We start from the raw sequence: 24,964 nt of genomic DNA on the forward strand, positions 1-24,964 counted from the left end.
AGCGCGTCGCCCGGGATCGTGGTCCCTCACCATGCCTTCCTCCTGTGGCGGAACAGCCCGGACCCTCGCGATCGGTCAGGAGGGCGGGGCGAGTTGGGCTCCGATGTGGTGGGCCCACCGGCGGATACGTTCCGGGTTGCGGAAGTCACCGCCCTTCCCGTGCCGGACCATGCTGTGGGCGATCAGGCCCGGCGTCCGCTCCGTGAGCGCTCCGCCGAAGGTGATGTGCTCCCGTGCGCCGCCCATGTCCTTCACCCGCTTCCGTGTGCATCCCGATCTCCTGGGCGGGCGCCATCGGCCGGCCGCGTCCGGCCTCATGTGTCACGACAGGGCACGACGACGACGGGGCACGCGGCGTGGTGCAGCGCCCGGTGGGCCACCCTGCCCAGTTGCAGGCCGACGGGGCTTCCCCCACGGCGTGCTCCGACGACCAGCAGGTCGGCCGCGGCCGACCGCTCGACCAGGACCGTGGAGGCCGCCCCCTCCGGAGTGGCCCGGCTCACCGGGACATCCGGGTACTCCCGGGCCGGTCCTTCGAGTGCCCGGTCGAGAACGCGGATGGCGCGCGCCTCCGCCGAATGTGCCGGATCGCCCGTGATGAGCGGGTGCTCGGCGGGTCTGGGCAGGGGGTCCCGCCAGGCGCTGAGAGCGCTGAGGGCGCAGCCGCGTGCGGCTGCCTCACGGAAGGCGAAACGCACCGCGGGAGCCTCGACGTCCTTGCCGCCGACTCCCAGGAGGACGCGTTCATGACGGGAGGCGAGCGCTATGTCGTCCCCACGCACCACGACCACGGGGCACGCGCTGCGGGCCGCCACGACCAGGCTCACCGAGCCCAGCAGCAGAGAAGCCAGCTGCCCGCGGCCCCGTGATCCCACGACGACCGCCGCGGCGGAGGCCCCTTCTCCGAGCAGGGCGCCGGCGGCGTCCTCGGCGAGCACGTCGGTGGAGACGGTCAGGCCGGGCGCGACCACCAGAGCGCGCTGGGCAGCGGCTCCGACGATGTTCTCGGCGAGAATCCGCGCGGCCGGCCGATCCAGGCCGCCGGAGGGAACCGCTCCCTCGTACCGTTCCCAGAGCGAGGCGTACACCAGCCTCAGCGGGATCGCGTGACGCGCGGCCTCGTCGGCGGCCCAATCCACCGCCTGGAGACTCGACTCGGAACCGTCGACCCCTACCACCAGCGGCGCTTGCATCGGGCACACCACCCTTCCCTCTTCGAAGGATTGACTGCATCCAGGCTGGCACCGGGCACCCTACCGGGCCAGGGCCGGTCGGTCCCCACCGCGTTCCGTCCGGCCCACGGACGGTCCGGCACGGCGTGCGGCGTGCCCGCACTCACGGCAGCCCCGCCGCTCCTGGCGAACCCGTGCTTCGGAAGGCCGTGCGGACGGCCCGTGCCGCGAGGAATCCGGCGGGCGCACAGGCCGCCGCCAGGGCGAGTCCCGTGCCGCCGAGCGGTTCGGTGTCGAGGGCCGTACGGAGGAAGGGCACGTAGAGCGCCGCCAGGGCCAGCAGGGCGGAGGCGAGGACCGAGAGGGGAAGGAACGGGTTCTTCCGGGTCAGCAGCCGGGAGCGCAGTCCGAGGACGACACCGAGCTGGGCGGCGAGCAGGGCGAGGAAGAGCACGCTCTGCCAGCTCAGGCCGAGCGCCCGCGCGGCCAGCCCCGCGCCGAGAGCCCCGCCGGTGACGACGGCGGCCAGGACCAGCAGCCGCTGCCAGGCGCCACCGCCGAGGATGTGCTGGTCCGGAGGGCGTGGCGGACGTCGCATCGTCCCGGGCGACGCGGGCTCGGCGCCCATGGCGACCCCGGTGAGGCCGTGGGTGAGGAGGTTGATCCAGAGGATCTGCCCCGCTCGCAGCGGCAGGGGCAGGCCGAGCAGCGGGCCGATGAGCATCACGAGGATCTCCGCGGCCCCGCCGGCCATCCCGTAGACGAGGAAGCGGCGGATGTTGTCGTAGACGCGCCGGCCCTCCTCCACGGCTGCCACGACGGTCGACAGCTCGTCGTCCGTCAGCACGAGATCCGCGGCCTGGCGTGCGACCTCGGTGCCGCGGGCGCCCATGGCGACGCCGATGTCCGACCGGTGCAGAGCGGGCCCGTCGTTCACACCGTCGCCGGTCATGGCCGTGACCGCGCCCTTCGATCGCCACGCGGCCACGATGTCGAGCTTCTGCTGAGGATCGGTGCGGGCGAAGACGCGTACGGACGTGAGGTCGTCGATCCGGCCCGCGGCGACGTCCGCGCCCGTGACGACGCGGGGCTCCGGGTCGTCGGCCGCACCGGCGAGGCCGACGGCGCCGGCGACCGCCCGTGCCGTCGCCGGATGGTCGCCCGTGATGAGGACGGGGGTGATGCCCGCCGTGCGGCAGGCAGCGAGCGTCCGGGCCGCATGGGGCTTCGGCGGGTCGCTCAGCGCCACCAGGCCGAGGAACCTCAGTCCCGACTCGGCCGCCGCCACCGGGTCCGGGGTGTCGTGGCGTACGCCGGAAGCCACCGCGAGCACCCGGTGGCCCCGTCCGGCGAGGCGCCCGGCCACGTCCCTGGCCTGCGTGAGGGTGTCCGCACCCGCCCGCAGCACGGCCGGGGTGAGGACCGCCTCGGGTGCTCCCTTCAGACAGACGAGGACCCGTCCTCCGGCGGCCCCGTGCAGTGTGGTCATCCGCTTGCGGAGACTGTCGAAGGGCGCTTCGGCGATCCGGGGGTCGTGGGCGCTCCGTTCCTCCTGAGAGGGGCATCCCGCCTTGGCCGCCGCGGCGAGGAGGGCTGCTTCCATGGGGTCGCCGACCGCCGTCCAGCGGCCGTCTCCATCCGTGTCGTCCGGCGGGCGCAGGGCGGCGTCGTTACAGAGGGCGGTCACCGTCAGCAGCTCCCGTATCGGGGCGAGTTCCTCCGGGTCGGCGGGTCTCCCGGCGACCAGGACCTCCCCCACCGGCTCGTAGCCGACGCCCGTCAGCTCGACGCTCACCGCGGGCGTCCAGACCTCCTGGACGACCATGCGCCCCTCCGTGAGGGTGCCCGTCTTGTCGGTGGCGAGGACGGACACCGAGCCGAGCGTCTCCACCGCGGGCAGCCTGCGCACCAGCGCGTGCCGGGCGACCATGCGCCGCGCCCCGAGGGCGAGGGCGAGGGTGACCACGGCGGGAAGGGACTCCGGGACGGCCGCCACCGCCAGGCTGATCGCGGTCACCGCCATCGTCCCGAGCGGAAGACCGCGGACGAGGCCGAGGGCGAAGACCAGTGCGCACAGGGCGAGCGTCACCGCGGCGAGGACCCGGCCCAGAGCCGCGAGACGGCGCTGCAGCGGGGTCGCCTCGCGCCGGTCGTCGAGGAGGGCGGCGATCCGGCCGAGGGCGCTCCGCGGGCCGGTCGCGGTGACCGTGGCCACGGCCCGGCCGCGTACGACGACCGTCCCCGCGCTCAGGGTGTCGGGGGCGTCCTTGTCCACCGGTACGGATTCCCCGGTGAGCATGGATTCGTCCAGGAGGAGGGCGGATGCCTCGGAGAGCCGGGCGTCGGCGGCGACGATGTCTCCTTCGCCGAGGACCAGGACGTCGCCGACGACGACCTCCGCGGCCGCGAGGTCGCGTACGGCGCCGTCCCGCCGCACCCGCGCGCGGGGAGCGCTGAGGGCCGAGAGGGCGGCGACGGCATGGTCGGCGCGGACCTCCTGGACGACGCCGACGGTGGTGTTCACGACGACGACCAGAGCGATGACGATGGTGTCGGGATGGTCGCCGATCGCCAGGGTCAGTGCGACGGCGCCGAGCAACACCATGATCAGCGGGTCGCGGAGCTGGGCGAGGATCCGGCTGTACAGCCGTACGGGCCGGCGGGCGGCCACCTCGTTGGGCCCGTCGGTTGCGAGCCGTCGGGCCGCGTCCGCAGCGGTGAGGCCTGCCGCCGGGGAGACCGGGGCGGCCTGGGCGTCGGCCGGCGTCGTCATGGCGCGTGCTCACCCCACGGGGACGACGGTCAGGGCGTGCTCGGCGTCACCGGCCACGACGACGGGGCAGCGGGCCCGGTCGGCCGCCGCACGCAGGGCGTCCTGGGCTCGCCGCGTCAGGGCCCGGTGCCGTGGCGTGTCGTCGGCGTGCTGCGGGGGGACGGCGACGAGACGGAGCGCCGGCCCTCGGCGGTGGGTCTCGTCGGCCGCCCGGGCCAGGCCGAGGTGTGCTTCGCGGTCGGGGCCGATGCCGACGACAGGCTCGCGCCGGCCCGTGGTGGTGGTCATGCTGTGCTCCCGTGTCCGGGTCCGTACCGGTCCGATGCGTTCGGCCGGGCGGTGTGCGTGCCGCAGCGGGACGAGCGTGGTCCGGCCCGTGCCGGGCCAGGGTGTCCGGGGCGGCGGACGGCGCGGCCGGCATCCGTACGACCGGGGCCGTCGTCACTCATCGTCCGGCCCGGGGTCGTTCCCCTTGCCGAGCCGGCCGGACCAGACGGGCTCGACCTGCTCCCATTCGCGCTCCAGGGCGGCCGGGGTGCTGCCGTCCGCCCTTCGCCGCAGGAGTACGAGGCCGGCGGCTCCGGTCGCGGCGACCGCGGCGGCTGTCGCGACTCCGCCGGCGACCGACGTCAGCAGCAGGTCGGATGTGCCGCCGGCCCGCCTGACGGGTGCTCCCGAGTCGTCCACCGAGACCGGCACCGTCCGCCCCTGGGGCGTCCGGGCCGGGACCTCGACGGTGCCGGAGCGGCGCACACCGTCCGGGTACTCCCACTCCGCGGGCGCGACGGACCGGTTCGCCGGACCGCTCCGCGCCGGGAGCTGTTCCTGGGCCGGTCCCGTCGTGGTCGCCGTCACCAGGTGCAGCCGGGCGGCGCGGTCGCGCTCGGCCTGGGCGCCGAAGCTCCACAGATACCCGGCGGTGATCGCGCCGCAGAGCAGCGCGAGGACCAGTACGACGATCACGCTCGCGCGGCGGCCCGGGCCGCCGCGCGACGGTCCTGGCGCGGCACGGGGTGTTCCGCGGTCGGTCATGACACGCCTCCGGGTGCTCGTCCCCTCTCAGACGGGACGGGTCATGAACGGTTCTCCTCGTCGCCGGCGGCCCGCTTGACGGCGATGGTCCGTGCCGTACGGGTGTCCTGGGCGGGCATCGGGATCCGGACGGTCAGGATGCCGTCCGCGTAGGAGGCGTCGACGCCGTCCGTGGGAACGGTGCCCGGGAGGCGTACGGTCCTGCGGAACACGCCGTAGCGGAACTCCGAGTGGTCCTTGTCCTCGGCGCTCTCCCGGTGCTCGGCGCTGACGGTGACGAGGTTGTCGTCGGCCGTGACGGTGATGTCGTCCGGGTCCACGCCGGGGAGTTCGGCCCGCAGCGTGCAGACGCCGTCGTCACCGGCGGAGACCTCGACCGGGATGGAGTGGGCGGCCGACCCGGGGCGCCATCCGGGAAGCCCGGGAAACTCCCTGCCGAACCATGTGTCGAGGTCGGGGAAGAAGCTGCGCCTGCGTTCCGGCTTGGCTCCGGTCATCGTTCTGCTCCTCTTCGACGGTGCCGGGGTTCCGGTCCCGGCGAGCGGTGTCCGATGGCGGAGACCGGTCTCCGCGGTTCCAGCCTTCCGCCCGTACGCCGCGCGGCGGAGTGTCGAACGGGGTTGTCGAGGAGGGCCGAACGGTCCCGTTCCGGAGCCGACCGGCCCCGGAGGCGGCCCTGGTCGCCTCACGGCCGTGGGTTGCGCGGACCGCCGGGCCGTGGCCCTCGGCGTAGACGGTCTTCACCCGCTTGGTTCCGGTCCGCACATCGATCACGGGGCCGAGGGCCGGGTCCTTCATGCTCGGTTCGAAGACCGTGTACTCGTCGGGGTCCACCCGGCCGCCGACGACGGTCTCCCCCAGCCCCGAGCCCCCAGCCCCCAGCCCCCGGGCGGCGCTCACCGGCATGCCGTCCTCGGACGTTCAGGTACGTCTCCTGCGGTCCGGCGAAGCTCGCCTCCGGCAAGTCCTCCAGGCGGGCGCCTTCGCGGAGCCGGTCGATCTGTGCGGCGACGGCGGAGCGCAGACCGTGGGCGCCGAGCCGGGGTCAGTAGGGCAGGGTGCGGCCCGACGGGGTACGCAGATCGAGCGGCCATCGCTCGCGGCGTCTGCGCGGCCTGGCGGCGATCCGGATGCGCTGCACGGTGCTCACCTCTCCGTGTCCTGGGACGACCGCGGGTGCGTCCTCTTCCCCACCCTCCGGCGCGGCGTGCGCGGTTCGCAGTGCCGAGCGGGTCAGCGGAGCGCAGGCCGGACGGACTCCACGGAACCGGGCCGTTCGGCCCCGATACGGACCGGAGCGGCCCTCACCGCGCGGTCGTGCGCCGGACCAGCCTGGAGTCATCGACGGCGACGGACGAGGAGGCAGTGATGACGGCACAGGTCACCGTGGGGCTGGACGGCTCGGACGAGAGTCTGGCCGCGGCCCGCTGGGCCGCGGCGGAAGCGGCCCTCCGTGAGGTCCCGCTCCGTCTGGTGTACGTGGAGGAGTGGCCGAACACTCCGGAGATCCCGGCCCCTCACGCCCGGACGCTGTACGAGCGGGCCGGGACTCTTCTGGACGACGAGGCGGAGCGGGCCCGGAAGGACCATCCCGACCTGGAGGTCGCCACCGAGCAGGCGCGCGGGCGTGCGGCGGACGAGCTGGCCGCCGCCGCGGACGCGGCGGATCTGCTGGTGCTGGGGTCACGCGGTCTCGGCGTCCTCGGATTCGTCATCGGCTCGGTCTCTCTCGCGGTCGTGGGCACGGCCCGGCGGCCGGTCGTCCTCGTGCGCGCGGAGCACCCGGATACCGCGCCCTCCGCCCGCGGGATCGTGGTCGGGGTCGATCTCCGGCAGCCCAGCGAGCCGCTGCTGGCCTTCGCCTTCGAGGAAGCGGCCAGGCGGCGCGCTCCGGTGCGGTTCCTCAGCGCCTGGACGGCTCCCGCCTCCTACGGCTTCGCCTCCGCCATGGACCCGGGCATCAACGAGGAGCTGGGGAACGGCGTCCGTGTCGGTCTCGAAGAACTGCTGGCTCCGTGGCGGACGCGCTGTCCGGGTGTCGACGTCACGGCCGAGGCGGTCGCCGGCTCGGCCGCGTTCCGGATGACCGAGGCGTCACGGGAGGCGGAACTCGTTGTCGTGGGGCGCCGCACCCGTCGGCTGCCGGTCGGCCCGCACATCGGTCATGTGGCGCACGCGGTCATCCACCACAGCCCGGCGCCGGTGGCGGTCGTTCCTCAGGAATGAGTGGGGGTCACAGCCCCTGGGGGCCAATGGTCCCGGAAGGGTCCCATTCGGCACTCCTGGCGAATGCGCCGGTACAGCAGGGTGGGACGGGGGGACTTCCGCTCGGCGAAGGAGGAGTGTCATGCAGCACCGCACCGTCTTCGAGGTGATGACGCACCGCGTGGTCACCGTCTCTCCCGCCACCCCCTTCAAGGAGATCGTGCGTCTCCTCGCGGAACACGACATCTCGGCGGTGCCGGTCGTCGACGAGGACCGGCGTCTGCTGGGCGTGGTCTCGGAGGCCGATCTTCTGCGGGACACCGCGGAGCTGCCCGATCTGGAGGGCCGCTGGGCAGGTATCCGCATGCTGTCCCAGGAACGGGGTCTTCCCGAGGCGGAGACGGCGGCCGACCTGATGACCTCGCCGGCCGTCTCGGCGCAGCCCGGCTGGAATCTCGTCGAGACGGCCAGGACCATGCACCGCAAGGAGGTGAAGCGGCTCCCCGTGATCGACGAGACCGGCCGGCTCGTCGGAGTCGTCAGCCGCACCGATCTTCTGCGGCCGTTCCTCCGAGGTGACGCCGCCATCCGGGACGAGATCGAGCACGACGTCCTGGCCGACACCCTGCGGCTCGCCCCCGAGACGCTCCGCGTCACGGTCGACGACGGGGTCGTCACGCTGACCGGTCGCGTCGACGAGCGGGCCGACATACCCGTGATCGTCAGACTGTGCCGTTCCGTCGACGGAGTCGTCGCCCTGCACGAATCGATCGATCACGCCTCCGACGACGCGGCGCTCGATGCGGAGCAGCCGCGCTGAACCGCCCTCGGACGACGCCGGTTCCGTACACGGAAGGAGCGGATGATGCGACACCGCAGGATCGAAGAGCTGATGTCCCGTGAGGTGGTGAGCGTTCACGGCGACGCGCCGTTCAAGGAGATCGTGCGGGTGCTGTCGCGACACCGCGTCACCGCGGTGCCGGTCGTGGACGGGTCCGGCCGGGTGATCGGCGTCGTCTCGGAGGGCGATCTCCTGCGCAAGACGGCCGATCGGGCCGTCGCCGGAGATCTGCCCGCCGTACCGGGGCTGGAGGCGTGGGAGCGGGCGAAGACGGAGGGCACGCGCGCGGAGGAGCTGATGTCGGCCCCGGCGGTGTGCGCCCGTCCGGACTGGACGGTCGTGGAGGCCGCGCGTCTCATGGAGGTTCAGGGCGTCAAGCGCCTGGTGGTCGTGGACGACCAGGACCGGCTCGTCGGCATCGTGAGCCGCCGGGACCTGCTGGGGATCTTCCTCCGCGACGACGAGGACATCCGCCGCGAGATCGCCGAGGACGTCCTCGGCCGTACGCTCCACCTCGCGCCCGGCACCGTGAACGTCGAGGTGAGGAAGGGGCAGGTGGAACTCGATGGCACCGTCCCGTACCGCGGCATGCTCCCGGCCATCGAGCGCATGTGCGCGATGGTGGACGGCGTGGTCTCGGTGTCGCTCACCCGCCTCGCCCACGAGATCGACGACATCGCCACGCCATCGCGGGGCGGACAGCGGTGACCGGCGGTGCGGAGGGGCGGGGACAGAACCCGCGCTCTCTTCTCCGCCAACCAGCTTTCCTGTCGCGGGCGTTCACCGCCGCACGCGCGGCATCCCCAGCCCGATCCACGAGATGATCTCCCGCTGGATCTCGTTGTTGCCGCCGCCGAAGGTGAAGATCACGGCCGAGCGGTAGCCGCGTTCCAGTTCGCCGTGGAGCACCGCGCCGGCCGAGCCCTCCTTCAGCGCGCCCGCGGAGCCGACGATCTCCATCAGCCAGGCGTAGGCGTCCCGGCGGGCCTCGGAGCCGTAGACCTTGACGGCCGAGGCGTCCTGGGGGGTGAGGGTGTTGTCCTGGAGGGCGGCGACCATCTGCCAGTTGAGGAGTTTCATCGCGTCGAGGCGGGTGTGGGTGCGGGCGAGCAGGGCGCGGACCCAGCCGAGGTCGATGACCCGGCGGCCGTCGGCGAGCTTGGTGTCGGCGGCCCAGCGCTGGACGTTGTGCAGGGCGCGGACCGCCATCGTGCCGTGGGCGGCGAGGGTGACGCGTTCGTGGTTGAGCTGGTTGGTGATGAGCCGCCAGCCCTTGTTCTCCTCGCCGACGCGGCGGGAGACCGGGACGCGGATGTTCTCGTAGTAGCTGGCGGTCGTGTCGTGCGAGGCGAGGGTGTTGATCAGGGTGCAGGAGTAGCCCGGGTCGCTCGTGGGGACCAGGAGCATGGTGATGCCCTTGTGCGGCGGGGCGTCGGGGTCGGTGCGGACGGCGAGCCAGACCCAGTCGGCGGTGTCGCCGTTGGTGGTCCAGATCTTCTGGCCGTTGACGAGGTAGGTGTCTCCCTCGCGGACCGCGCGGGTCCTGAGGGCGGCGAGGTCGGTGCCCGCGTCCGGTTCGCTGTAGCCGATCGCGAAGTCGATCTCGCCGGCCAGGATGCCGGGCAGGAAGTGGGCCTTCTGCTCGTCGGTGCCGAACTGCATGATCGTGGGGCCGACGGTGTTGAGGGCCATCAGCGGCAGCGGTACGCCGGCCTGGGCGGCCTCGTCGAAGAAGATGAACTGTTCCATCGGGGTCAGCCCCCGGCCGCCGTACTCCTTCGGCCAGCCGACCCCCAGCCAGCCGTCGGCGCCGAGCCTGCGGACCGTCTCGCGGTAGAAACGTTTCTGGGCGGCGGGTTCCGCGTAGCGGGCGTAGGCGTTGTCGGGCACCAGGGTCGCGAAGTAGGTGCGCAGTTCGGTACGCAGCCGCTGCTGCTCAGGCGTGTTTTCGAGGTGCACGGCCCCTCCAGAGTCTCGCTTCGGCGTCCCCGTGTGCGGCGGCGCACACAGTAGAACCTGTTGCAAGAATCCGGAAGGGCCGGGACGCGGGGATCGGCGTCAGCGCTTGACGGCGCGCAGCACCACGAACTTCGGGTCGCCCGCGACCGTGGTGCAGTTGCCGAAGATCCGGCGCAGATGGGTGTGGTACGAGAGGTGCCGGTTGCCGACGACCCAGAGTTCGCCGCCCTGGCGCAGGGCGGTCCGCGCGCCGGCGAACATCGTGCGGGCGGTGGCGTCGGTGGTCGCCAGGTGCGAGTGGAAGGGCGGGTTGTTCAGCACCAGGTCGACGCTGCCCGGGTCGAGGTCGCCGAGGCCGTCGCCGACCAGGAAGTCGGCCTTCGCGCCGTCCGGCGCGCCGGCCCGGAAGGTCTCCTCGGCGGAGGCGACGGCGCCGTAGGACTCGTCGACGAAGGTGAGGTGCGCCTCGGGGTTGGCGCGGGCGGCGGAGAGCCCGAGGACGCCGTTGCCGCAGCCCAGGTCGACGACCCGGACGGCCCCGCCGCGGGTGGGCAGGTGCTTCAGGAAGAAGCGGGTGCCGATGTCGAGGCGCTCGGCGCAGAAGATTCCCGCGTGGTTGACGGTGGTCAGGCCCGCGACGGGGCCTACGTCGGCGGGCAGCTCGTAGCGGTACGGCCAGGGGCTCGGCGTACGCGGCAGTCCGGTGTCCGCGGTGCTGAAGATGAGCCGCGCCTTGCGCACCGCGAGGGAGGTGCGGGTCGGGCCGATGATCCGCTCGAAGAGCTTGAGCGTGGAGGTGTGGATCTCCTTGACCATGCCGGTGCCGATGACCACGGTGCCGGAGTGGACGGCCGGGGCGAGCCGGTGGAGCTGGTCCTCCAGGAACGCCAGGGACTTGGGCACCCGGACGATCAGGACGTCGATCCGGTCCGGCGGGGTGTCGCGGGAGGACAGCAGAGTGACGGCGTCGGCGTCCAGGCCGTTGCGCGCGAGGTTGGCGAGGGTAGCGCGCCGGGCCAGGTAGGAGTCGCTGATCTGGACCGGCCGGTGGGCGGCCAGCGCGGTGGCGAGCGCCCCCCACCGGTCCCCCACGACGGCGACCGTCCCCGAGAGGTCGACCGGGCCCGTCTCGGGGTCCGTCAGCTGCCGGAGCAGATATTCGTCGGCGGCGTCCCACGCCCGGAAGGGATCGCGCGGGTGCTCGGGGAAGCGGGCGAGCTCGAAAGCGCCCTGTGAGGTCGTCAAACGGTTCATATGTCACTCAGGCTAGCCGAGGGAACCGGGGGCGCCCCACACGCTCCCCGGCTCCTCGGCCGCCTTCACCTCGGCGTCACGGCTCCGCGCACCGCCCGCCGGGTGCTCCCACGGGCCCCCGGGAACCGTCAGGGCAGTTGTTTGTCGATGGCCGACCGCCCCTCGGCGGCCAGCTTGCGCCGCGCCCATTCCAGGGTCTCGGGCGTCAGGTCCCGCCCGGAGGCGAGCACCAGGTCCTCCGCGCTCGGTCGGTCGCTCGCGCCGGTGTGCAGGAACCGGTCGGGGGTGACGCCCTCCGGCCCGGACACCGGCGCGGATACGGATTCGGGCTCTTCGCTCATGCCGCCTCCTCGTCCTTGCGGCAATTCTCGCGCCGCACGGACCCCACCGCATCCGAGGGGCCGGCGGACTCTTGCCCGGAAGGGTGAATCAGCCCTTGGCACGCCCGGGGAGTGGGCAGGAGAGGGACGTTCCTGCTCCATCTCCCGAGGCGGTGCCCATGCTCCACGGCGTCGATGTCAGCGCTTACCAGCCCTCCTACGACACGGACGGTCTCGACTTCGTCATCGTCAAGTCCACCGAAGGACGCACCTATGTCAATCCGCGTATGGACGCGCAGGTGAAGCGGGCCCGGGACGCCGAGTGCGTCGTCGGCTTCTACCACTTCCTGTGGCCGGGGGACGTGGCGGATCAGGTGGCGTACTTCCTGGCAAAGACCCCGGAGAAGGCGGGCGATCTGCTCGCGGTCGACTGGGAACAGACCGGCGGCGGGACGCGGGCGAGCAACGCGGAGAAGGACCGGTTCATCCGCGAGGTGAAGCGGCAGCGGCCCGGTCACCGGGTCCTGCTGTACTGCAACCGCTCCTTCTGGCTCAACCACGACACCACCGGCTACGCGGGCGACGGGCTGTGGATCGCCGACTACGTCGCCGCGGGCAAACCCCGCATCGAGGCGGACTGGCGCATCCACCAGTACACCGACGATCCGCTCGACCGGAACGTGGCCGACTTCGCGTCGGTCCGGGCGCTGCGCGACTGGGCCGCCGGATAGCACCCGACAGCGCCGGACCACATCGGGCACAGCTGCCCCGTCCGCCCCCGGGAGCCCGTCCGCCGGGGGCGGAGTGCCGTCCGCTACCGGTTCCGGCCAACCCACTCTTGACCTGCACATGATAGGTACAGAGTGTTCACTCCTGGAGCACGGTGCGTGTGGAAGGCTCCCGGCTGACCACCTACCGCACGGCCGCCGCGCAGGCCCCCACCCAGGGCCCGTCGCGACGCCCGCGTTCCGGAGAGGACACCCCACATGTCCCGTCGTCATTCGTTCTACGCGCGTCCACTGCTGGCGGCCGTAGCGGCCGTCACCGTACTCACCGGCACCGCGGCCGCCGCGCCCGCGGGCGACGCGCCCGACCGTTACACCGCCACCTCCGCCGCCCTCGACGACACGTACTACCAGGACGCGCTCGGCAAGACCGGAGCCGAGCTGAAATCCGCCCTGCACACGATCATCAGCGACCAGACCAAGCTCTCCTACAGCCAGGTGTGGGACGCCCTCAAGGCCACCGACGAGGATCCCGCCAACTCCTCCAACGTCGTCCTGCTGTACACCGGGCGCTCCCAGTCCAAGAACGACAACGGCGGCAACTCGGGCCAGTGGAACCGGGAGCACGTCTGGGCCAAGTCGCACGGCGACTTCGGTACGGCGACGGGCCCGGGCACCGACATCCACCATCTGCGGCCCGAGGACGTCCAGGTCAACTCCACCCGCGGCAACAAGGACTTCGACAACGGCGGAAGTGAACTGGGCAACGCGCCCGGCAACTTCACCGACGGCGACTCCTTCGAACCGCGCGACGAGGTCAAGGGCGACGTCGCCCGCATGATCCTCTACATGGCCGTGCGCTACGAGGGCGACGACTCCTTCCCCGACCTCGAACCCAACGACCAGGTGGACAACGGCTCCGCCCCGAAGATGGGCAAGCTGTCCGTCCTGAAGCAGTGGAGCCAGGAGGACCCGCCGGACGCCTTCGAGAAGCGCCGCAACGACGTCATATTCGAGCAGTTCCAGCACAACCGGAACCCGTTCATCGACCACCCCGAGTGGGTCGGCTCCATCTGGTAGGGCCGGCTCAGCCCTCCCCGGCCAGGGCCTGCGCGCAGCCTTCGACGGCCGCCTCACGGGTGGCGAAGCGCGGCAGGTCCTGGCCGGTCCCCCGCCGGACGACATCGGGCGGACCCAGCAGATCGCGTGGATCGACGACCGCCGCGCGCCGCCCGTCGGAGGTGAGCCGCGCGAGGCCGGTGTGCAGCATGGCCAGGGCCACCGAGTCGATGGCCGTGACGTCGTGCAGGTCGAGCACGACGGAGCCGCCGTCCGGACCGGACTCGTCCAGGGCGTACAGCACGCGTTCGGCGGCCGTGAAGTCGATGGACCCCTGGGCGACGACGACGCCGACCTGCCCGCGCAGGACCCGTTCGTGCTCGGCCGAGGGCGCCGACGGCAGATCGTCGGCGGTCGTGACGAGGGTGACGGTGGAGCCGGGAAGCGCCGGATTGAGCATGAGGTGCAGCCCGTACCGCTGCGACAGCGTCTCCAGCGCGGCGTGGCCGCGTACCGAACCGCCGGTGGCGTCCAGCGGCGGGCTGTAGGTGGCGACCCCGAAGCGGGCGGGGCCCACCGCGATGAGGCCGCCGGACACTCCGCTCTTGGCGGGCAGCCCGACGCGCAGCAGCCATTCTCCGGAGCCGTCGTACATGCCGCAGGTCGCCATGACGGCGAGGACCCGGGCAGCGACCTCGGCGGAGACGACCTCCTCGCCGGTGACCGGGTTCACGCCGCCGTAGGCCAGGGTCGCGGCCATCGTGGCGAGGTCGATCGCGGTGACGCGGATCGCGCACTGGCGGAAGTAGCGGTCGACGGCGAGGACCGGGTCGACGGGCATGGTGCCGGTGGAGCGGATCAGGTAGGCCAGCGCGCGGTTGCGGTCCCCGGTCACCGACTCGGAGCTGAACACCTCTTCGTCGACGTCGAGTTCGCGTCCGGCGAACCGGCCGAGGCAGCGCAGGATCCGGTCGAAGGCGGGCTCGTCGGGGGTGTCGGGGATCAGCGCGGTGGTGACGATCGCGCCGGCGTTGACCATGGCGTTGGCGGGCCGGCCCGTATCGGGTTCGAGGCTGATGGCGTTGAACGCCTCGCCGCTCGGCTCGGCGCCCACCCACCGGCTCACCTCGTCGAGGCCGAGGAGGGAGAGCGCGAGGGCGTAGACGAACGGTTTGGAGACGGACTGGAGGGTGAAGGGGATCTCGGCCTCGCCCGCGCTGTAGCGGTGTCCGTCCATGCTGACCAGTGCGAGCCCGAAGGCGTTCGGGTCGGCGAGGGCCAGCTGGGGGATGTAGTCGGCCGGCTTCCCGTCCCGTACGTCCACGAACTGGGCGCGCAGGTTCTGGAGCGAGTCGGTCACCGCGTCGGCAGCACTCATGGGCGCCGCCCCTCAGCCGCGCTCGGCCTGGGCGACCCGGGGGAAGGTCTTCACCCCGGCGGCCTTGCGGCTGTTGGCCTGGACGCTGACCGTGCGGTCCGGCGGCGCGTCCTCGACGCCGACGACCACGGTGTCCAGGACCTTGTCCTCGGCGTCGACGAACTCGACCTTCACGGCGTAGAAAGCGGCCTTGTCGGTGGGGTTGGTGATCCGGACGAGCGCGCTGCGGACCTCCTCGGACGCGGTGACCGGCAGTCCGTTGACGGAGACGTCGCCGACCGCGTTGCCCCGGCCCTCGACCTCGTCCAGCCGCTTGGCCGCCTCCTGGCGTACGCGTTCGGACTCGGCGGACACCGAGGCCGCGAAGCTCTGCTGGGTGCGCGGGCTCGGTGACTCGGCGGGCGACTCCGCCGGCTCGGGTGTGAGGGTGTGGACGCCCCGGTCGGTGCCTTCGCCGCTGGTGTCGGAGTCGCAGGCCGTCGCACCGGCGAACAGCAGGGCTGCCGCCGCGAGGGGGGCCAGGGTGTGGGCGGCGCGGCGGCCGCGAGCCCGGCGCACAGGGAGGTTCGCTTTCACGGACGGTCCGTCCAATCCAAGAGAGGGGATCCGGGTGAGGAAAGGGGGTGTGCGCGGGTCACGCCGTCTCGTCGCCGAAGATGTCGCGGAGCTTCGCCTCGCGCTCGGTGTCGAGGTTGCTGTGGAGGAGTTCGGCGCCGTCGCCGGGCAGCTGCGCGCCGATCCGCTCGGGCACCTCGTTCATGGTCAGCAGGAACAGCGCCGAGGTTCCGGGCGTCACCTTCTCCTTGACCTCGGCGATGAAGTCGTCGTCGATGCCGACGTCCGCGAGCTTCCCGCCGAGCGCCCCGGCGGCCGCCCCGATCGCGGCGCCCAGCAGCGGCATGAGGAAGAGCAGCCCGAAGAGCATGCCCCAGAAGGTCCCGCTGAGGGCCCCGGCGCCGACGAGGTTGAGCAGCTGTTTCGTGCGCGGCTTGGCCCGGTCGGCGGGCCAGCTGACCACCGCGGCGTCGAGGATCTTGATCAGCCCTTCCTTCTGAAGGGCTTTCAGCGCCTCCTCGACGCTCTCGGCGCCCTCGGCCGTCCGGAACTTCCACACCGTGAGGGTGGACATCGCGCAACCTCCCGCACTCCAGGAGCAACAACTCGCTCATATTAGGATCAAAAGGTATGAATTGACTCGTCGAAGCATCCGCTCAGACGGAGCGGGTTCGAGCCCCGGGAGGGAACGATGGATACGGACGCCCTGACCGCCGACCTGTTGCGGGAGCTGCGGGCGACCCGGCCCTATCCGGCCCTGTCCCTGACCATGCCGACCCATCGCAAGGCCCCGGACAACGCCCAGGACCCGGTGCGGCTGCGGAACCTGGTGGCCGAGGCCGGACACCGCCTCGACGCCGACCCCGAGGTCAGCCGCGAGGTCGCGGCGGCTCTCCGGGCCCAGCTGGAGCGGGCGGCGGCCGAGGTGGACCCGCGCGGGGCGCTGGACTCCCTGGTGCTCCTGGCCACCACCGACGAGTCCTGGATCTGGCAGCTTCCGCGCACCGCACCCGAACGGGTGGTGCTCAGCGACACCTATCTCACCCGCAACCTCGTCGCGGCCAAGGCCCAGACCCGGCCGTTCCGGGCGCTGACCGTCGCCGCCGACCACGCCACGCTGTGGATCGGCACGGGCGACGGCATCCGGCCCGAGAAGACGGGCGGCTTCCCGCTGACCGCGCCGAAGGAGCCGCCGAACCCGCAGCGCGAGGAGCGGATCGGCGACACCCCGAGCACCTTCACCGACGAGGAGACCCGGAACTTCTTCCGTGACGTCGACGAGAAGCTGCGCGCGGTGCTCGCCGACGATCCGCGTCCGCTGTATCTGATGGGCCTGGCCCCCGCTCTCGCTCTGCTGGACGAGGTCGGCGCGGGCTCCGGGTCCGCCATCGGCCGGGTCGCCAAGGGCGCGCCGGCCGATCTGCCGCCCGCCGAGGTGCTCCGGGAGCTGCGGCCCGCCCTCGACGAGGGCGTACGCCTGGCGGCCGCTGAGGTGGAGACCCGGCTCGACCACGCCCGGGGCGCGCACTCCTTCGCCGGGGGTCTCGACGAGGTGTGGGCCGCCGTCCGGGAGGGCCGGGCGGGTCTGGTCGCGGTGGAGGAGCACTTCCAGGCGGCCGTGCAGGTGACCGACGAGCATCTGGAGCCGGTGCCCGAGGGGAGCGCACAGACCGCTGACGGCACGATCCGTGAGGACATCGTCGACGAGCTGGTCGAAGCGGCGCTGGACAGCGGCGCCGACGTGGTGTTCGTCGAGGACGGTTCACTGGCGGAGTACGGCCGGATCGCGGCGGCGCTGCGCTACTGACCGGGACCGCCCACGGGGCCTTGGCCGTCAGCCCAGGCGGCGCACGGGCTGCCCGTCGAGGAACGCCCTGATGTTCTCCACGGCCTGGCCGTAGTAGGTCTCGTAGTTGGCGCGCGACACATAGCCCAGGTGCGGGGTGGCCAGCAGGCGCGGGGCCGTGCGCACCGGGTGGCCGGCCGGGAGCGGCTCGATGTCGAAGACATCGGTCGCGGCCCCGGCGATGGAGCCCGCGTGCAGCGCGGCGAGCAGGGCGTCCGTGTCGACGATGGCCGCCCTGGAGGTGTTGATCAGATACGCGGTCGGGCGCATCCGGGCGAGTTCGGCCGCGCCGATCAGGCCGCGGGTCCGGTCGCCGAGCGCCAGGTGGACGGAGACGAAGTCGCTGTCGGCCAGCAGTTCTTCCTTGGAGGCGGCCAGGACCACGCCGACCTCTTCGGCGCGTTCCTTCGTGAGGTTCTGGCTCCAGGCCACCACGTCCATGCCGAAGGCCAGGCCCACCTGCGCCACCCGGGCGCCGATCTTCCCGAGCCCCAGCAGACCGAGCCGCCGGCCGTGCAGATCGGCCCCGAGGGTGGACTGCCAGGGCCCGCCCGTGCGCAGGGCCTCCGCCTCGGGGACGACCCCGCGCGCCAGGCCCAGGAGCAGCGCCCAGGTGTGCTCGACGGGCGGGGTGGAGGAGCTGGCGGTGCCGCAGACGACGACGCCGTGCCGCTCGGCGGCGTCGAAGTCGATGACGGAGTTGCGCATGCCGGAGGCGATCAGCAGCCGCAGCCGGGGCAGCCGGGCGAACAGCTCCGCCGGGAACGGCACCCTCTCGCGCAGGGTCACCACGATGTCGAAGCCGGCCAGGGCGGCGGCCGCCTCGTCCTCGGTGGCGAGGTGCTCGGTGAACGACACCACCTCGACATCGGCGGTGACGGCCGACCAGTCGACGACGGTGGTGGCCACGGACTGGAAGTCCTCGATCACGGCGCAGCGCAGCTTCATGGCGGCCTCTCCGGTGGGTGTCGGGTCGCCGTCCATGATCGCTCATCGGCCGGTACGGAAGAACGGCGGCCGGTGGAAGCCTCGGTCAGCCGCCCCACTTCCAGTCCACGACCTCCGGCAGATCCGTGCCGTGCTCGCGGATCCAGGCGTGGTGGCGGGTACGGGTGTCCGCCATCTCCTGGCGTACGGCGACGGCGCGGACGCCGAGCCCCGGCACCCGGTCGATGACGTCCATGACCAGCCGGTAGCGGTCGAGGTCGTTGCGGACGACCATGTCGAACGGCGTGGTCGTGGTGCCCTCCTCCTTGTAGCCGCGCACATGGAGGTGGGCGTGGCCGGTCCGGCGGTAGGCGAGCCGGTGGATCAGCCACGGGTAGCCGTGGTAGGCGAAGATCACCGGCTTGTCGCGGGTGAACAGGGCGTCGTACTCGGAGTCCGGCATACCGTGCGGGTGTTCCGTGTCGGGCATCATCCGGGCGATGTCGACGACGTTGACGACCCGGACGGCCAGCTCCGGCAGATGGCGGCGGATCAGGTCGGCGGCGGCCAGCGTCTCCTGGGTGGGTACGTCCCCGGCGCAGGCGAGGACCACGTCCGGTTCGCGCCCGCCGTCCTCGGTCCCGGCCCAGGTCCAGGCTCCGGCCCCGCGCGCGCAGTGGGCGCGGGCCTCCTCGGGGGTGAGCCAGTCGAAGGTCGGCTGCTTCCCGGCGACGATGACGTTGACGTAGTCCCGGCTGCGCAGCGCGTGGTCGGCCACCGAGAGCAGGGTGTTGGCGTCCGGCGGGAGGTAGACGCGGACGACCTCGGGGCTCTTGTTGAGGATGTGGTCGACGAAGCCCGGGTCCTGGTGCGAGAAGCCGTTGTGGTCCTGGCGCCAGACGTGCGAGGTGAGCAGGTAGTTGAGCGAGGCGATGGGCCGCCGCCAGGGCAGCCGGCGCGAGGTGCGCAGCCACTTGATGTGCTGGTTGACCATGGAGTCGACGATGTGGGCGAACGCCTCGTAACTGGAGAAGAGCCCGTGCCGTCCGGTGAGCAGATAGCCCTCCAGCCAGCCCTGGCAGAGGTGTTCGGAGAGCACTTCCATCACCCGGCCGTCGTGGGCGAGGTGTTCGTCGGTGGGCAGGGTCTCGGCCTGCCAGGCCTTGCCGGTGGCCCGGTAGAGGGCGTCCAGCCGGTTGGAGGCGGTCTCGTCGGGGCCGACCACCCGGAAGTCCCTGCGCTCGGCGGTGGCGGCCATGACGCTCTCCAGGAGGCCGCCGAGCACCCTGGTGGGCTCGTGGAGCGTGGTGCCGGGCCTGTCGACCCGTACGGCGTGGTCCGCCGGGTCGGGCAGCGGGAGGTCGCGCAGGAGCAGCCCGCCGTTGGCGTACGGGGTGGAGCCGAGCCGGGCGTCGCCCTCGGGCACACAGGCGAGGACCTGTTCGGTGGGCCGGCCGTCGGCGTCGAAGAGTTCGCCGGGGCGGTAGGAGCGCAGCCAGGTCTCCAGCTGCCGCAGGTGATCGGGGTGGTCGCGGACGCCGGAGAGCGGGACCTGGTGGGAGCGCCAGGTGTTCTCGACGGGCTGCCCGTCGACCTCCGCGGGGCCGGTCCAGCCCTTGGGGGTGCGCAGCACGATCATGGGCCAGCGGGGGCGTTCGGTCGCGCCGTCCTCGCGGGCCGCCCGCTGGTACGCGCCGATGCGGTCCAGGGCGGTGTCCATGGCGGCGGCGAGCGCCCGGTGGACGGCGGCCGGGTCGTCGCCGGTGACGAACAGCGGGTCGTGGCCGTAGCCGCGCAGCAAGCGGTCCAGTTCCTCCTCCGGGATCCGGGCGAGGACCGTCGGGTTGGCGATCTTGTAGCCGTTGAGGTGGAGGACGGGCAGGACGGCCCCGTCGTGGACCGGGTCGAGGAATTTGTCTCCGTGCCAGGAGGCGGCGAGCGGTCCTGTCTCGGCCTCGCCGTCGCCGATCACACAGGCCACCAGCAGGTCCGGGTGGTCGAAGGCGGCTCCGTAGGCGTGGGCGAGGGCGTAGCCGAGTTCGCCGCCCTCGTGGATGGAGCCGGGGGTCTCGGGGGCGACATGGCTGGGCACACCGCCGGGGAACGAGAACTGCCTGAACAGCGCGCCCATGCCCGCGGCGTCCCGCCCGACGTCCGGATAGGTGGCGGAGTAGCTGCCCTCCAGCCAGGAGTTGGCGAGGACGGCGGGCCCGCCGTGGCCGGGGCCCCAGACGCACAGGGCGCTCAGTTCACGGGCCTTGATCACGCGGTTGAGGTGGGTGTGGACGAGGTTGAGCCCTGGCGAGGTGCCCCAGTGGCCGAGCAGCCGGGGCTTGATGTCCTCGGGGACGAGCGGCCGGGTCAGCAGGGGGTTGGCCATCAGATAGATCTGGCCGACGGCGAGGTAGTTGGCCGCGCGCCAGTGCGCGTCGAGCGCGGCGAGTTCGTCGTCGGAGAGCGCGGCGGTCGCGGAGGGCGCGGCTGCGGTACGGGGGTCGCTCACGGGGCAGGTCTCCTCATCGGGTGACGGCGCACGGGCGGGGGTGTCGTCAGGACGCCTCGGGGCCGTACCAGAGCGTGGTGGCGTTGCAGAACTCGCGGATGCCGTGTCCGGCGAGCTCACGTCCGTAACCGGAGCGCTTGATCCCGCCGAAGGGCAGGGCGGGGTGCGAAGCGGTCATCCCGTTGAAGAAGACCCCGCCCGCCTCCAGGTCACGGGCGCAGCGCTCCTGCTCGCCGGGGTCGCGGGTCCACACGTTGGAGCTGAGGCCGAAGGGCGTGTCGTTGGCCAGCTGGACCGCCTCGTCGAGGTCGGCGACCCGGTAGAGGGTGGCGACCGGTCCGAAGGTCTCCTCGCGGTGGACGCGCATGGCGGTGGTGATGCCGGCGAGCACGGTGGGCTCGTAGAACCAGCCGTTCTCCAGGCCGCCGCCGAGCTTGTCGGGCCGGCGTCCGCCGCACAGTGCCCGGGCCCCGCGTTCGACGGCGTCGTCGACGAGTTCCTCCAGGTCGGCGCGGCCCTGTTCGGTGGAGAGCGGGCCGATGTCGGTGGCGTCCTCCAGCGGGTCGCCGACGGTCAGGGCGCGCATGCCCGCGGTGAAGTGCTCGGCGAACGTGTCGTAGACGTCGGCGTGCACGATGAAGCGCTTGGCGGCGATGCAGGACTGGCCGTTGTTCTGGACCCGGGCGGTGACGGCGGTGGCGGCGGCCTTCTCCACGTCCGCCGAGGGCAGCACGAGAAAGGGGTCGCTGCCGCCGAGTTCCAGCACGGTCTTCTTGACCTCGTCACCGGCGGTGGCGGCGACGGCGCGCCCGGCCGGTTCGCTGCCGGTGAGGGTGGCCGCGACGACGCGCGGGTCGCGCAGGACCGCCTCGACCGCGCCGGAGCCGATCAGCAGCGTACGGAAGCAGCCCGCCGGGAATCCGGCCCGGTGGAAGAGGTCCTCCAGGTAGAGGGCGGTCTGCGGGACGTTCGACGCGTGCTTGAGGAGTCCGACGTTGCCCGCCATCAGCGCGGGGGCGGCGAAGCGCACCACCTGCCAGAGCGGGAAGTTCCACGGCATCACCGCGAGGACCACGCCGAGCGGACGGTAGCGGACCAGCGCGCGGGCGGCTCCGGAGTCCTTCACATCGGCGGGGTCCGGGTGTTCGTCGGCGAGCAGCCCCTCGGCGTGGGCGGCGTACCAGCGCATCGCCTTCGCGCACTTCGCCGCCTCGGCGCGGGCTGCCGTGATGGGCTTGCCCATCTCGACGGTCATCGTGCGGGCGATGGTGTCGCGGTCCTCGTCGAGGAGGTCGGCGGCACGGTTCAGCCAGGTGGCGCGCTGTTCGAAGGGGGTGGTGCGGTACTGGTGGAAGGTCTCCGCGGCGGCGGTGATCCTGCGGTGCGTCTCCTCCTCGCCCAGGGCGTCGAAGGACCTGATCAGTTCGCCGTTCGCGGGGTTGACCGTCGCGATGGGCATGGCAGTGGCCTCCTAGCATCGGTACTTCGACCGTGCCGCGCCGCACCGGTCCGCGCAACGCGGCCCTCCCCTCCCCCGCACGTACCCGGCCGACGCGGATCATGCGTGCCCAGGGGGCACGTTCCGCGTCGGCCGGTGTGCGGTCCGCCCTTCCGGGGCGGTTATACGAGCGCTGCCAGGGGCAGGTCGCGGGCGGTACGGACGCCGGGCAGCGGGGCGTACGGGAGCAGGCCCGCGGTCTTCGGCGCCTCGGCGTAGCGGGTGAACCAGACCACCTTGCCGTCCATGGTCCGGCAGGTGCCCCAGCTGTCGCTCAGGGCCATCACCCGGCTCAGCCCGCCGCCGGCCGGCAGCAGCCGGGGCATCCGGGCGCTGTTGTCCGCGACGGACACGGTCACGTGCCGTCCGGTCCAGCGGAGTTCGAGGACGCAGGTGTTGCCGTCGCCGACATGCCGGTGGACGTTGGTCAGGAGTTCGTCCAGGGCCCGGCCCACCGGCCGGACGTGCAGATCGAGACTCCAGTGACGGAGGTGTGCGGCGACGATCCGCCGCAGCTGGGAAACGCGCTCTGCCGACACCTGCAGTTCGACCGAGTAGTGCCGGTCGAGTGGAACGGTCATCGTCGAGGCTCCTCACCACGAGGCCCACGTGCTTCACCCCGTCGTACCTTTCACCCCGTCGTACGAACGACCCCCGAACACGAAGCGTGAGCACTGATCACTTCTGGGTCACTCCTCAGGGTGAGGCCGGTACGCCGGACGCGCAACAGCTGGGCCGTCCGTGCTGGTCGGAGCCGGTGTCCGGGCTCAGGACGATCACAGCAGGTAGGGCAGCAAGGTGTCCGGGGCGAGGGGCAGTTCGCGCAGCCGGGCGCCGGTGGCGTGGCGGACGGCGTTCCCGATGGCGGCCGCTGTGCCGACGATCCCGATCTCGCCGATGCCCTTGCTGCCCATCGGGTTGAGGTGGCGGTCGTCCTCCTCGATCCAGTGGGCCTGGATGTCGGCCGTGTCGGCGCAGACGGGCACGTGGTAGGCGGCGAGGTCCTTGGCGGTGAAGTCGCCGAAGTCGGGGTCGAGGCCGCAGCCCTCGGTGAGCGCCATGCCGATGCCCATCACCATGCCTCCGGTGAACTGGGAGCGCGCGGTGCGGGCGTTGAGGATCCGCCCGGCGGCGTACACGCCGAGCAGCCGGCGTACGCGCACCTCGCCGGTGACGGAGTCCACGGCGGTCTCGGCGAAGTGGGCCCCGAAGGCGTGCCGGGCGTACGGGGACTCCTCGCCGGTCTCCTGCTCGGTGTCGGCGGTGGTGGTGATCCCGTCGGGCGGCAGCGGTCCGGTGTGTTCCGCGAGGCGGGCGGCCAGGTCGGCGGCGGCCTTGTGCACGGCCCAGCCCCAGGAGGCGGTGCCGGAGGAGCCGCCGGCCAGCGGGGCGGTGGGCAGATCGGTGGAGCCGATGTCGATGTGTACGGCCCCGGGGTCGACGCCGAGCGCGTCGGCGGCGATCTGGGCCAGCACGGTGCGGGCCCCGGTGCCGATGTCGGTGGCGTTGACCGCGATGCTCAGCGCGCCGTCCGGTGCGGCGTGGGCGCTCGCGGTGGAGCGGGAGACGAGCACGGGGTACGTCGCCGAGGCCACGCCCGTACCGATGAGCCAGCGGCCCTCCTGGCGGGCGGCGGGCCGGGGGTCGCGGTCGTGCCAGCCGAAGCGCGCGGCGCCGTCGCGCAGGCAGGCGGCGAGACCGCGGCTGCTGAAGGGGCGGTCGCTGTCCGGTTCGGTCTCCGGTTCGTTGCGCAGCCGCAGCTCCACGGGGTCCAGGCCGAGCGCGGAGGCGAGCTCGTCCATGGCGGACTCCAGGGCGTACATCCCCGAGGCCTCCCCCGGGGCGCGCATCCAGGAGGGGCTGGGGACGTCGAGGGCGGTCACCCGGTGCGCGGTCCGGCTGTACGGCGAGGCGTACATGGTGCGGGCGGGCACGGCGGCCTGCTCGACGAACTCCTTCACGGTGGAGGTCTGGGTGACGACCTCGTGGCTGACCGCGGTGAGCACCCCGTCCAGGTCCGCGCCGAGCCGGACCCGCTGGATCGTGGGGGCCCGGTGGCCGATGACCTCCGCCAGCTGGGCGCGGGGGAACACCAGCTTCACCGGCCGCCCGGTGTGCCGGGCGGCCATCGCGGCCAGGACCGCCTGGGGGCGGGTGGTGCCCTTCGAGCCGAAGCCGCCGCCGACGTGCTCGGAGACCACGGTGATCCGGTCCGGTTCCAGGCCGAACGCCCGGGCGAGGCTGCCGCGCACCTTGTCGGAGCCCTGGCTGGCGTCGTGGACGGTGAGGTGTCCGTCCTCCCATACGGCGGTGGCGGCGTGCGGCTCCATGGGGTGGTTGTGCAGGGCGCCCATCCGGTACGTGGCGTCGACCTGGACGCGCGCCCCGGCCAGGGCGCGTTCCACGTCGCCGCGGACCCGGACGGCGGGGAAGCCGCCGTTGGCCTCCTCGGGCGTGTAGAGGCCGGGGTGGTCCTCGGTGAGGGTGACGTCGAACGGGTCGCGCTCGTACTCGACGTGGAGTTCCCCGGCGCCGGTCCGGGCCGCTTCGAGGCTGTCGGCGATCACGAGGGCGATCGGCCAGCCGTGGTGCGGGACCCGGTCGTCCTGGAGCACGGCGAGGATCGGGTCGTCGGGCTCCCGGAGCCGGGGCGCGTTGTCGTGGGTGAGGACGGCGTGGACGCCGGGTACGGCGAGGGCGTCGACGGCCCGTACGGCGGTGACGCGACCGGCCGCGACGGTGGCCGGGACGGTCCAGGCGTACAGACAGCCGGAGGGTGTGCGGTCGGCCGCGTAGCGGGCGGTGCCGGTGACCTTGTCCCGGGCCTCTCTGCGGACGACGGGCGCACCGGGGAACTGCGGGGCTCGGGTGGTCATGGCGATGGGTCCTCGGGGGTCGGTGGTGCGGGCGGGCGCGG

Annotated in this window: 23 protein-coding genes and 1 pseudogene; 6 read left to right on the forward strand and 18 right to left on the reverse strand. The window is 72.8% G+C overall.

Annotated features, from left to right (window positions below; translation table 11 throughout):
• Positions 1-75: 75 nt before the first annotated feature.
• The 7 genes and pseudogenes from ACSMXR_RS00830 to ACSMXR_RS00860 form a co-directional block, all read right to left on the reverse strand.
• Entirely contained in the window at positions 76-246 is a 171-nt protein-coding gene (locus ACSMXR_RS00830; protein WP_473170952.1) for a hypothetical protein, read from the reverse strand.
• A 68-nt stretch (positions 247-314) separates the two neighbouring features.
• Entirely contained in the window at positions 315-1,193 is an 879-nt protein-coding gene (locus tag ACSMXR_RS00835; RefSeq protein WP_473170953.1) for a universal stress protein, read from the reverse strand.
• Positions 1,194-1,335: 142 nt separating this feature from the next.
• A complete protein-coding gene (locus ACSMXR_RS00840) occupies positions 1,336-3,945 on the reverse strand; it encodes a cation-translocating P-type ATPase (protein WP_473170954.1) in 2,610 nt (869 codons plus the stop codon).
• A gap of 9 nt (positions 3,946-3,954) precedes the next feature.
• Positions 3,955-4,233 (reverse strand): hypothetical protein, encoded by a 279-nt coding sequence (locus tag ACSMXR_RS00845; protein ID WP_473170955.1) that lies wholly within the window; start codon positions 4,231-4,233, stop codon positions 3,955-3,957.
• A gap of 153 nt (positions 4,234-4,386) precedes the next feature.
• Complete coding sequence (locus ACSMXR_RS00850; protein WP_137231152.1) at positions 4,387-4,977, reverse strand: Rv1733c family protein; 591 nt, start codon at positions 4,975-4,977, stop codon at positions 4,387-4,389.
• Positions 4,978-5,018: 41 nt separating this feature from the next.
• Positions 5,019-5,474, reverse strand: coding sequence for an Hsp20/alpha crystallin family protein (locus ACSMXR_RS00855; protein ID WP_473170956.1), 456 nt, complete (start codon positions 5,472-5,474; stop codon positions 5,019-5,021).
• A gap of 277 nt (positions 5,475-5,751) precedes the next feature.
• A pseudogene (locus ACSMXR_RS00860) lies at positions 5,752-5,883 on the reverse strand (hypothetical protein); the annotation flags it as partial.
• Positions 5,884-6,345: 462 nt separating this feature from the next.
• Here ACSMXR_RS00860 and ACSMXR_RS00865 point away from each other — a divergent pair.
• From ACSMXR_RS00865 to ACSMXR_RS00875, 3 genes are all read left to right on the forward strand, one after another.
• Positions 6,346-7,203: a universal stress protein gene (locus tag ACSMXR_RS00865; protein ID WP_137231147.1), complete on the forward strand. Its 858-nt coding sequence runs from the start codon at positions 6,346-6,348 to the stop codon at positions 7,201-7,203.
• Positions 7,204-7,324: 121 nt separating this feature from the next.
• Entirely contained in the window at positions 7,325-8,002 is a 678-nt protein-coding gene (locus ACSMXR_RS00870; RefSeq protein WP_381911079.1) for a CBS domain-containing protein, read from the forward strand.
• Positions 8,003-8,047: 45 nt separating this feature from the next.
• Positions 8,048-8,731: a CBS domain-containing protein gene (locus ACSMXR_RS00875; protein WP_473172495.1), complete on the forward strand. Its 684-nt coding sequence runs from the start codon at positions 8,048-8,050 to the stop codon at positions 8,729-8,731.
• A 72-nt stretch (positions 8,732-8,803) separates the two neighbouring features.
• Here ACSMXR_RS00875 and ACSMXR_RS00880 read toward each other — a convergent pair whose 3' ends face one another.
• From ACSMXR_RS00880 to ACSMXR_RS00890, 3 genes are all read right to left on the reverse strand, one after another.
• Positions 8,804-9,982 (reverse strand): acyl-CoA dehydrogenase family protein, encoded by a 1,179-nt coding sequence (locus ACSMXR_RS00880; RefSeq protein ID WP_473170957.1) that lies wholly within the window; start codon positions 9,980-9,982, stop codon positions 8,804-8,806.
• Positions 9,983-10,081: 99 nt separating this feature from the next.
• Positions 10,082-11,236 (reverse strand): methyltransferase, encoded by a 1,155-nt coding sequence (locus ACSMXR_RS00885; RefSeq protein ID WP_381796058.1) that lies wholly within the window; start codon positions 11,234-11,236, stop codon positions 10,082-10,084.
• A 128-nt stretch (positions 11,237-11,364) separates the two neighbouring features.
• Complete coding sequence (locus tag ACSMXR_RS00890) at positions 11,365-11,577, reverse strand: hypothetical protein (RefSeq protein WP_218527196.1); 213 nt, start codon at positions 11,575-11,577, stop codon at positions 11,365-11,367.
• Positions 11,578-11,735: 158 nt separating this feature from the next.
• Between ACSMXR_RS00890 and ACSMXR_RS00895 the strand changes: the two genes are divergently transcribed.
• A complete protein-coding gene (locus tag ACSMXR_RS00895; protein ID WP_364886381.1) occupies positions 11,736-12,287 on the forward strand; it encodes a GH25 family lysozyme in 552 nt (183 codons plus the stop codon).
• A gap of 255 nt (positions 12,288-12,542) precedes the next feature.
• Positions 12,543-13,361 carry an endonuclease I family protein gene (locus ACSMXR_RS00900; protein ID WP_473170958.1) on the forward strand — a complete coding sequence of 273 codons (819 nt, stop codon included), beginning with the start codon at positions 12,543-12,545 and terminating at the stop codon, positions 13,359-13,361.
• Between the two features lie 7 nt (positions 13,362-13,368).
• Here the strand turns inward: ACSMXR_RS00900 and glsA are convergent, their stop codons facing one another.
• The 3 genes from glsA to ACSMXR_RS00915 are packed head-to-tail and all read right to left on the reverse strand — an operon-like array spanning position 13,369 to position 15,847.
• Positions 13,369-14,718, reverse strand: a complete 1,350-nt coding sequence (glsA, locus tag ACSMXR_RS00905) for a glutaminase A (RefSeq protein ID WP_137231133.1) — start codon at positions 14,716-14,718, stop codon at positions 13,369-13,371.
• Between the two features lie 12 nt (positions 14,719-14,730).
• Complete coding sequence (locus tag ACSMXR_RS00910) at positions 14,731-15,294, reverse strand: hypothetical protein (RefSeq protein ID WP_473170959.1); 564 nt, start codon at positions 15,292-15,294, stop codon at positions 14,731-14,733.
• Positions 15,295-15,352: 58 nt separating this feature from the next.
• The gene (locus tag ACSMXR_RS00915) at positions 15,353-15,847 is read right to left on the reverse strand and encodes a DUF1269 domain-containing protein (RefSeq protein ID WP_473170960.1); all 495 of its coding nucleotides are present in this window, start codon (positions 15,845-15,847) and stop codon (positions 15,353-15,355) included.
• A gap of 117 nt (positions 15,848-15,964) precedes the next feature.
• Between ACSMXR_RS00915 and ACSMXR_RS00920 the strand changes: the two genes are divergently transcribed.
• Complete coding sequence (locus ACSMXR_RS00920) at positions 15,965-17,080, forward strand: baeRF3 domain-containing protein (RefSeq protein ID WP_218527190.1); 1,116 nt, start codon at positions 15,965-15,967, stop codon at positions 17,078-17,080.
• 27 nt (positions 17,081-17,107) lie between these two features.
• Here ACSMXR_RS00920 and ACSMXR_RS00925 read toward each other — a convergent pair whose 3' ends face one another.
• The 5 genes from ACSMXR_RS00925 to ACSMXR_RS00945 form a co-directional block, all read right to left on the reverse strand.
• Entirely contained in the window at positions 17,108-18,067 is a 960-nt protein-coding gene (locus ACSMXR_RS00925; protein ID WP_473172496.1) for a D-2-hydroxyacid dehydrogenase family protein, read from the reverse strand.
• 85 nt (positions 18,068-18,152) lie between these two features.
• Complete coding sequence (locus tag ACSMXR_RS00930; RefSeq protein ID WP_473170961.1) at positions 18,153-20,549, reverse strand: phosphoketolase family protein; 2,397 nt, start codon at positions 20,547-20,549, stop codon at positions 18,153-18,155.
• A gap of 46 nt (positions 20,550-20,595) precedes the next feature.
• Positions 20,596-22,008 carry an NADP-dependent succinic semialdehyde dehydrogenase gene (locus tag ACSMXR_RS00935; RefSeq protein WP_473170962.1) on the reverse strand — a complete coding sequence of 471 codons (1,413 nt, stop codon included), beginning with the start codon at positions 22,006-22,008 and terminating at the stop codon, positions 20,596-20,598.
• A 161-nt stretch (positions 22,009-22,169) separates the two neighbouring features.
• Positions 22,170-22,628: an ATP-binding protein gene (locus tag ACSMXR_RS00940; RefSeq protein ID WP_473170963.1), complete on the reverse strand. Its 459-nt coding sequence runs from the start codon at positions 22,626-22,628 to the stop codon at positions 22,170-22,172.
• Positions 22,629-22,823: 195 nt separating this feature from the next.
• Positions 22,824-24,923: a xanthine dehydrogenase family protein molybdopterin-binding subunit gene (locus ACSMXR_RS00945; protein ID WP_381854212.1), complete on the reverse strand. Its 2,100-nt coding sequence runs from the start codon at positions 24,921-24,923 to the stop codon at positions 22,824-22,826.
• Between the last annotated feature and the right edge of the window lie 41 nt (positions 24,924-24,964).

The organism is Streptomyces sp. DSM 106670, assembly GCF_055792845.1.

Bases quoted from the DNA above. Each gene is read 5' to 3' on its own strand.
- ACSMXR_RS00845 (WP_473170955.1), bottom strand. From the start codon at position 4,233: ATGACCACCACCACGGGCCGGCGCGAGCCTGTCGTCGGCATCGGCCCC.
- ACSMXR_RS00870 (WP_381911079.1), top strand. From the start codon at position 7,325: ATGCAGCACCGCACCGTCTTCGAGGTGATGACGCACCGCGTGGTCACC.
- ACSMXR_RS00895 (WP_364886381.1), top strand. From the start codon at position 11,736: ATGCTCCACGGCGTCGATGTCAGCGCTTACCAGCCCTCCTACGACACG.
- ACSMXR_RS00850 (WP_137231152.1), bottom strand. From the start codon at position 4,977: ATGACCGACCGCGGAACACCCCGTGCCGCGCCAGGACCGTCGCGCGGC.
- ACSMXR_RS00890 (WP_218527196.1), bottom strand. From the start codon at position 11,577: ATGAGCGAAGAGCCCGAATCCGTATCCGCGCCGGTGTCCGGGCCGGAG.
- ACSMXR_RS00865 (WP_137231147.1), top strand. From the start codon at position 6,346: ATGACGGCACAGGTCACCGTGGGGCTGGACGGCTCGGACGAGAGTCTG.
- ACSMXR_RS00920 (WP_218527190.1), top strand. From the start codon at position 15,965: ATGGATACGGACGCCCTGACCGCCGACCTGTTGCGGGAGCTGCGGGCG.
- ACSMXR_RS00900 (WP_473170958.1), top strand. From the start codon at position 12,543: ATGTCCCGTCGTCATTCGTTCTACGCGCGTCCACTGCTGGCGGCCGTA.
- ACSMXR_RS00840 (WP_473170954.1), bottom strand. From the start codon at position 3,945: ATGACGACGCCGGCCGACGCCCAGGCCGCCCCGGTCTCCCCGGCGGCA.
- glsA (WP_137231133.1), bottom strand. From the start codon at position 14,718: ATGAGTGCTGCCGACGCGGTGACCGACTCGCTCCAGAACCTGCGCGCC.
- ACSMXR_RS00875 (WP_473172495.1), top strand. From the start codon at position 8,048: ATGCGACACCGCAGGATCGAAGAGCTGATGTCCCGTGAGGTGGTGAGC.
- ACSMXR_RS00855 (WP_473170956.1), bottom strand. From the start codon at position 5,474: ATGACCGGAGCCAAGCCGGAACGCAGGCGCAGCTTCTTCCCCGACCTC.
- ACSMXR_RS00935 (WP_473170962.1), bottom strand. From the start codon at position 22,008: ATGCCCATCGCGACGGTCAACCCCGCGAACGGCGAACTGATCAGGTCC.
- ACSMXR_RS00835 (WP_473170953.1), bottom strand. From the start codon at position 1,193: ATGCAAGCGCCGCTGGTGGTAGGGGTCGACGGTTCCGAGTCGAGTCTC.
- ACSMXR_RS00915 (WP_473170960.1), bottom strand. From the start codon at position 15,847: ATGTCCACCCTCACGGTGTGGAAGTTCCGGACGGCCGAGGGCGCCGAG.
- ACSMXR_RS00945 (WP_381854212.1), bottom strand. From the start codon at position 24,923: ATGACCACCCGAGCCCCGCAGTTCCCCGGTGCGCCCGTCGTCCGCAGA.
- ACSMXR_RS00940 (WP_473170963.1), bottom strand. From the start codon at position 22,628: ATGACCGTTCCACTCGACCGGCACTACTCGGTCGAACTGCAGGTGTCG.
- ACSMXR_RS00925 (WP_473172496.1), bottom strand. From the start codon at position 18,067: ATGAAGCTGCGCTGCGCCGTGATCGAGGACTTCCAGTCCGTGGCCACC.
- ACSMXR_RS00885 (WP_381796058.1), bottom strand. From the start codon at position 11,236: ATGAACCGTTTGACGACCTCACAGGGCGCTTTCGAGCTCGCCCGCTTC.
- ACSMXR_RS00830 (WP_473170952.1), bottom strand. From the start codon at position 246: ATGGGCGGCGCACGGGAGCACATCACCTTCGGCGGAGCGCTCACGGAG.